The 6,910-nt window shown below is 58.5% G+C and carries 5 protein-coding genes, 1 tRNA gene and 1 riboswitch; of the genes, 5 read left to right on the forward strand and 1 reads right to left on the reverse strand.

Going from position 1 to position 6,910, the window contains the following annotated elements; all coding sequences use genetic code 11:
- Positions 1 to 153: 153 nt before the first annotated feature.
- On the reverse strand, positions 154 to 663 hold the full coding sequence (locus AC3WK5_RS27235; RefSeq protein ID WP_103318651.1) for a 6,7-dimethyl-8-ribityllumazine synthase: 510 nt from the start codon (positions 661 to 663) through the stop codon (positions 154 to 156).
- Positions 664 to 783: 120 nt separating this feature from the next.
- Positions 784 to 954: riboswitch (FMN riboswitch) on the reverse strand.
- A gap of 215 nt (positions 955 to 1,169) precedes the next feature.
- Here AC3WK5_RS27235 and ltaE point away from each other — a divergent pair.
- The 5 genes from ltaE (at position 1,170) to AC3WK5_RS27260 (ending at position 6,799) form a co-directional block, all read left to right on the forward strand.
- Entirely contained in the window at positions 1,170 to 2,174 is a 1,005-nt protein-coding gene (gene ltaE / locus AC3WK5_RS27240; RefSeq protein WP_103318653.1) for a low-specificity L-threonine aldolase, read from the forward strand.
- A gap of 146 nt (positions 2,175 to 2,320) precedes the next feature.
- Positions 2,321 to 4,942: an alanine--tRNA ligase gene (gene alaS, locus AC3WK5_RS27245; protein ID WP_103318655.1), complete on the forward strand. Its 2,622-nt coding sequence runs from the start codon at positions 2,321 to 2,323 to the stop codon at positions 4,940 to 4,942.
- Positions 4,943 to 5,032: 90 nt separating this feature from the next.
- Positions 5,033 to 6,274, forward strand: coding sequence for an aspartate kinase (locus AC3WK5_RS27250; RefSeq protein ID WP_054593612.1), 1,242 nt, complete (start codon positions 5,033 to 5,035; stop codon positions 6,272 to 6,274).
- A gap of 183 nt (positions 6,275 to 6,457) precedes the next feature.
- Positions 6,458 to 6,646, forward strand: a complete 189-nt coding sequence (csrA, locus tag AC3WK5_RS27255) for a carbon storage regulator CsrA (RefSeq protein ID WP_003178872.1) — start codon at positions 6,458 to 6,460, stop codon at positions 6,644 to 6,646.
- A 62-nt stretch (positions 6,647 to 6,708) separates the two neighbouring features.
- Positions 6,709 to 6,799 (forward strand) — tRNA-Ser (locus tag AC3WK5_RS27260).
- Positions 6,800 to 6,910: the final 111 nt, after the last annotated feature.

Below are 6,910 nucleotides of genomic sequence, written 5' to 3' on the forward strand. Positions count from 1 at the left end.
CTGGCTAGAGTCAGAATCGGGCTTTTAGTCCCACCCACCCCTTCAAGTCTAAACATACAAGCGGGCTTGCTCGCGAATGCGGTTTAACATTCAACAATGATGTTGGCTGTCAGTCAGCTTTCGCGAGCAAGCCCGCTCCCACAGGATCGGCGTTTACACCGCTACCGCGCGGTGCTCGCTACGACGCAAGGCACGCATCTTGTGCAGCGTGTCGGCGCAGGTCTTTGCCGCTTCCTGGCCCTTGTGCACGAAGTGCTCGAAGAAGAACTTCTGGTGCTCTTCGCCGGCATGGAAGTGGTGCGGGGTCAGCACGACCGAGAACACCGGCACTTCAGTTTCCAGCTGAACCTGCATCAGGCCGCTGATCACCGACTGGGCAACGAACTCGTGACGGTAGATGCCGCCGTCAACCACCAAGCCTGCAGCGACGATACCGGCATAACGGCCGGACTTGGCCAGCAGCTTGGCGTGCAGTGGAATTTCAAAGGCGCCGCCGACTTCAAAAAAGTCGATATCCGATTCCTGGTAGCCCTGGGCGACCATCTCGCTGACGAAGCCCTTACGGCTCTGATCAACGATTTCCTTGTGCCAGCACGCCTGGATAAACGCTACGCGCTCGCCCTGATGGTTTTTGCTTTTGCTATCGATTGCGGTGGGTTGCATCTGTTCTGACTCCTGTTTGTGTGAAAAACAGGGCGTTATGAATCGAATGGGATTTAAGGGTACGTGCAGGTCAGCCGTGCAGAGTATGCGCGTTGCCCACGGACGGCCCTTTGGTGCCAATCCCGTTCTCTCTTCATCCGGACTATGACCGTCGGCCCCGGGATCACACCGGGTCTGCTGACCTTGCCGTCACCTGCTGCCGAAGCATCAGTGACATCAAGCGCTCGCGGGCTATGCGCATTGCGCGCAATTACCGCCGGTGGGGAATCGCACCCCGCCCTGAGAACGTTTTGCTGCCAGGTTTTCTGGCGGCGGAGAGTTTTTAACACATATTTGTGGGCTGCGCATGGCTGCTTTCTGATGATATACATCGGTTTTTCCGTTGGCTTGAACCGGCTTTTCCGGTCCGGGCCTTGATTAATCGCGGCGTTGGCCGCAGTAATCCCCTTCGAAAGAGATTTCCCTTATCAGCAGCGACGTTAGCGTCCTATTCCGAGGCCTGATTCATGAGCGTTATCGATCTTCGTAGCGACACCGTCACCCAACCAACCGCAGGGATGCTCGACGCGATGGCCAGGGCGGCCACCGGGGATGACGTCTACGGCGAAGATCCGACGGTCAATCAGCTTGAGGCCGAACTGGCCAGGCGTCTGGGCTTTGCAGCGGCGCTATTCGTGCCGACGGGCACCATGAGCAACTTGCTGGGACTGATGGCCCACTGTGAGCGCGGTGACGAGTACATCGTCGGCCAGCAGGCACACACGTATAAGTACGAAGGTGGCGGGGCCGCGGTGCTGGGCTCGATCCAGCCGCAGCCGCTGGAAGTTCAAGCCGATGGTTCGCTGGACCTGGCTCAGGTGGCAGCGGCGATCAAGCCGGACGACTTCCACTTCGCCCGGACCCGTTTGCTGGCGCTGGAAAACACCATGCAAGGCAAGGTATTGCCGCTGGAGTATCTGGCGCGGGCTCGCAGTTTTACCCGTGAGCACGGTCTGTCGCTGCACCTGGACGGCGCGCGGTTGTACAACGCAGCGGTCAAGCTGGGCGTCGATGCGCGGGAAATCACCCGGCACTTCGATTCGGTGTCGGTGTGCCTGTCCAAAGGCCTCGGCGCGCCGATCGGTTCGGTGCTCTGTGGTTCGGCCGAGTTGATCGGCAAGGCCCGGCGCCTGCGCAAGATGGTGGGTGGCGGCATGCGTCAGGCCGGCATTCTTGCGGCGGCCGGCTTGTATGCACTGGATCACAACGTGCAACGCCTGGCGGACGACCACTCCAACGCGCAGTTTCTGGCTGAAGGTCTGAGCGCGGCGGGGTATACAGTCGAACCTGTACAGACCAACATGGTTTACGTGCAGATGGGCGATAAGTGCGAGGCGCTCAAGGCGTTTGCCGGTGAGCGCGGGATCAAGCTCAGCGCCGCCTCACGTTTGCGCATGGTCACTCACATGGACGTCAACCGGGCGCAGATCGAGCAGGTGATCGCCACTTTCGTCGAGTTTTCTCAAAACTGAAGGTGTTAGCCGTCCAATTGACTGTCTGTATCGTACAAACACACTGTACCTGCACACTAACGCCGATATAATGCGGCCCTTTGCCGTCGCTTCGTCTGTTGACGATTCGCACAGGCCTTTGGCCGCAGCCTCCGTGGAAGAACCTAATGAAAAGCGCAGAAATCCGTGAAGCCTTCCTTCGCTTCTTCGAAGAGCAAGGCCACACCCGTGTAGCCTCCAGCTCTTTGATTCCGGGCAACGACCCAACCCTGCTGTTCACTAACGCGGGGATGAACCAGTTCAAGGACTGCTTTCTGGGCCAGGAAAAGCGCGCCTATACCCGCGCCGTCAGCAGCCAGAAGTGCGTTCGCGCCGGTGGCAAGCACAACGACCTGGAAAACGTCGGTTATACCGCTCGTCACCACACGTTCTTCGAAATGCTGGGTAACTTCAGCTTCGGTGACTACTTCAAGCGTGATGCGATCACCTACGCCTGGACCTTCCTGACCTCCGACAAGTGGCTGAACCTGCCGAAGGAAAAGCTCTGGGTCACTGTCTACGCCAGCGATGACGAGGCCTACGACATCTGGACCAAGGAAGTCGGGGTTCCGGCCGAGCGCATGGTTCGCATCGGCGACAACAAAGGCGCACCGTACGCCTCCGACAACTTCTGGACCATGGGCGATACCGGCCCGTGCGGTCCTTGCACCGAGATTTTCTACGATCACGGCGCCGACATCTGGGGTGGCCCACCGGGTTCGCCAGAGGAAGACGGCGACCGTTACATCGAAATCTGGAACAACGTCTTCATGCAGTTCAACCGCACCGCCGATGGCGTGTTGCACCCGTTGCCAGCACCGTCGGTGGATACCGGCATGGGTCTGGAGCGGATCAGTGCCGTGCTGCAGCACGTTCACTCGAACTATGAAATCGACCTGTTCCAGAGCCTGCTGAGCGCTTCGGCCAAGGCCATCGGTTGCACCAACGACAACCAGGCTTCGCTGAAAGTCGTGGCTGACCACATTCGTTCCTGCGGTTTCCTGATCGCCGACGGCGTGCTGCCGTCCAACGAAGGTCGTGGCTACGTGCTGCGCCGGATCATTCGTCGCGCTTGCCGTCACGGCAACAAGCTGGGCGCCAAGGGCAGTTTCTTCTATCAGATCGTCGGCGCACTGGTTGCCGAGATGGGCGAAGCCTTCCCTGAGCTGAAATCCCAGCAGGCGCACATCGAGCGCGTGCTGAAAGCCGAAGAAGAACAGTTCGCCAAAACCCTGGAGCAAGGCCTGAAGATCCTCGAGCAGGATCTGGCCGAACTCAAAGGCAACGTGGTGCCAGGCGACGTGGTGTTCAAGCTGTACGACACCTACGGTTTCCCGATGGACCTGACCGGCGACATCGCGCGTGAGCGCAACCTGACCATCGACGAAGAGGGCTTTGAGCGCGAAATGGAAGCCCAGCGCGTCCGTGCCCGTTCGGCCAGTTCCTTCGGCATGGACTACAACAGCCTGGTCAAGGTTGATGTGGCCACCGAGTTCACCGGTTACGCCGCTCACAGCGGTTCGGCAAAAATCGTTGCTCTGTATAAAGACGGGCAATCGGTCGACGTATTGAGCGAAGGCGAAGAGGGCGTGGTCGTTCTCGATCAGACGCCGTTCTATGCTGAATCCGGCGGTCAGATCGGTGACTGTGGTTACCTGCAGGCAGGCGCTGCGCGTTTCGACGTGCGCGACACCACCAAGACTGGCGGTGCATTCCTGCACCACGGTGTGCTGGATTCGGGCAGCCTGACCATTGGCTCGCCGGTTCAGGCCCAGGTGGATGCCGAGGTGCGTCACGCCACTTCGCTGAACCACTCCGCCACGCACTTGCTGCACGCGGCATTGCGTCAGGTGCTGGGCGAGCACGTTCAGCAAAAAGGCTCCCTGGTCGACAGTCAGCGTCTACGCTTTGACTTCAGCCACTTTGAAGCGATCAAGCCTGAACAGCTGAAAGCGCTGGAAGAAATCGTCAACGCCGAAATTCGCAAGAACTCCGAAGTTGAAACCGAAGAAACCGATATCGACACCGCCAAGCAGAAAGGCGCCATGGCGCTGTTCGGCGAGAAGTACGGCGACAGCGTGCGCGTACTGAGCATGGGCGACTTCTCCGTCGAGCTGTGCGGTGGTATCCATGCCAATCGTACCGGCGACATCGGCCTGCTGAAAATTATCAGCGAAGGCGGTGTGGCTTCTGGCGTGCGTCGTATCGAAGCGGTGACAGGCGCTGCGGCACTGGCTTACCTGAACGCTGCGGAAGAGCAACTCAAGGAAGCGGCCAACCTGGTCAAGGGCAGCCGCGACAACCTGATCGACAAGCTGTCGGCTGTGCTTGAGCGCAACCGTCTGCTGGAAAAGCAACTCGAGCAGTTGCAAGCCAAGGCCGCCAGTGCGGCGGGCGACGACCTGTCGGCTTCTGCCCAGGACGTCAAAGGCGTGAAAGTCCTGGCCGTGCGTCTCGACGGTCAGGACGGCAAGGCGCTGCTGGCGCTGGTCGATCAACTGAAGAACAAACTCGGCCGCGCAGTGATCCTGCTCGGCAGTGTCCATGAGGAAAAGGTCGTGCTGGTTGCGGGTGTAACCAAGGACCTGACTGGCCAACTCAAAGCCGGTGATTTGATGAAGCAAGCCGCTGCAGCAGTGGGCGGGAAGGGCGGTGGTCGTCCAGACATGGCGCAAGGCGGCGGTACCGACGCTGGCGCACTGGATGCTGCATTGGCCCTGACCGTGCCGTTTGTAGAGCAGGGTATTTAAGGCTGCGTGCCGAGCCCGTCGTCTAGTGGCGGGCTTCGCAGCTGTTTGAGTGATTAATGGGCGCCCTTCATGGGCTGAGGCGGCTTTGAAATGGCTTTGATCGTACAGAAATTTGGAGGCACCTCAGTCGGCACTGTCGAGAGAATCGAGCAGGTCGCCGACAAGGTTAAGAAATTCCGCGAGGCCGGCGATGACCTGGTGGTCGTGCTGTCTGCAATGAGCGGCGAGACCAACCGTCTGATCGATCTGGCCAAGCAAATCAGTGGCGGCGATCAACCGGTTCCGCGTGAGCTGGATGTCATCGTCTCCACCGGTGAGCAGGTGACGATTGCACTGCTGGCCATGGCGCTGATCAAGCGCGGCGTACCGGCGGTGTCGTACACCGGCAACCAGGTACGGATTCTGACGGATAGCGCGCACAATAAAGCGCGTATCTTGCAGATTGATGACCAGAAGATTCGCGGTGACCTGAAGGCCGGTCGCGTGGTTGTCGTTGCCGGTTTCCAGGGCGTCGACGAGCACGGCAACATCACCACTCTTGGTCGTGGCGGTTCCGACACCACCGGCGTGGCGCTGGCAGCGGCCCTGAAGGCTGATGAATGCCAGATCTACACGGATGTCGACGGCGTCTACACCACCGACCCGCGCGTGGTGTCCGTGGCTCAGCGCCTGGACAAGATCACCTTTGAAGAGATGCTGGAAATGGCCAGCCTCGGCTCCAAGGTGTTGCAGATCCGCGCGGTCGAATTCGCCGGTAAGTACAACGTTCCGCTGCGCGTACTGCACAGCTTCAAGGAGGGTCCGGGTACCCTCATTACTATTGATGAAGAGGAATCCATGGAACAGCCGATCATTTCCGGCATCGCTTTTAACCGCGATGAAGCCAAGCTGACCATCCGTGGCGTGCCAGACACCCCGGGCGTGGCCTTCAAGATTCTCGGCCCGATCAGCGCCGCGAACATCGAAGTCGACATGATCGTGCAGAACGTTGCGCACGATAACACCACCGACTTCACCTTCACTGTGCACCGCAACGACTACCAGGCGGCGCAGACCGTGCTGGAAAACACTGCCCGCGAGATCGGTGCCCGTGAAGTCGTTGGCGACACCAAGATCGCCAAGGTGTCGATCGTCGGCGTTGGCATGCGTTCTCACGCAGGCGTTGCCAGCCGCATGTTCGAGGCTCTGGCTAAAGAAACCATCAACATCCAGATGATCTCGACTTCGGAAATCAAGGTTTCCGTAGTGATCGAAGAGAAGTACCTGGAATTGGCTGTGCGCGCTCTGCACACAGCTTTCGAACTGGACGCACCGGCCCGCCAGGGCGAGTGATGCTCCGCTAAGGGCGCGGTCTGACCGCGCCCTTTGTTTTTTGAGTGGCGCGACTGAAATCTGTTCTTTTGCTCGTGCTGGTCAATACTTAGGCGTGTAGGGCTACGATCGTTCCGGTTGTAGGTCGAACGCCTTTTTTTTGCAGACTGTTGTCCCTGAAATGAAATGCGTGAGGAGAAAGGTATGCTGATTCTGACTCGTCGGTGCGCAGAAAGCCTGATTATTGGTGATGGCGAAATCACTGTGACCGTGCTCGGCGTCAAAGGAAATCAAGTGCGTATTGGCGTTAACGCGCCTAAAGAGGTGGCTGTTCACCGTGAGGAAATCTACCTGCGGATCAAGAAAGAGAAGGACGACGAACCAAGCCATTAATTTTTATCGTTTTTTATGTTTGCAAACGGGGAAAAGGTTGGTTAAGATACGCCCCGTGTTGCGGAGAGCTGGCCGAGTGGCCGAAGGCGCTCCCCTGCTAAGGGAGTACACCTCAAAAGGGTGTCGGGGGTTCGAATCCCCCGTTCTCCGCCATTATTTATTTAGTACGTTGTAATCTGGCTTCTTCGGTAAGTTGTTGAAATTACTAGAAAAAGTGCTTTACAAAAAGATTTAACGGCCTATAATGCGCGGCAACAAATGCAC

Source organism: Pseudomonas sp. FW306-02-D09B, assembly GCF_058782685.1.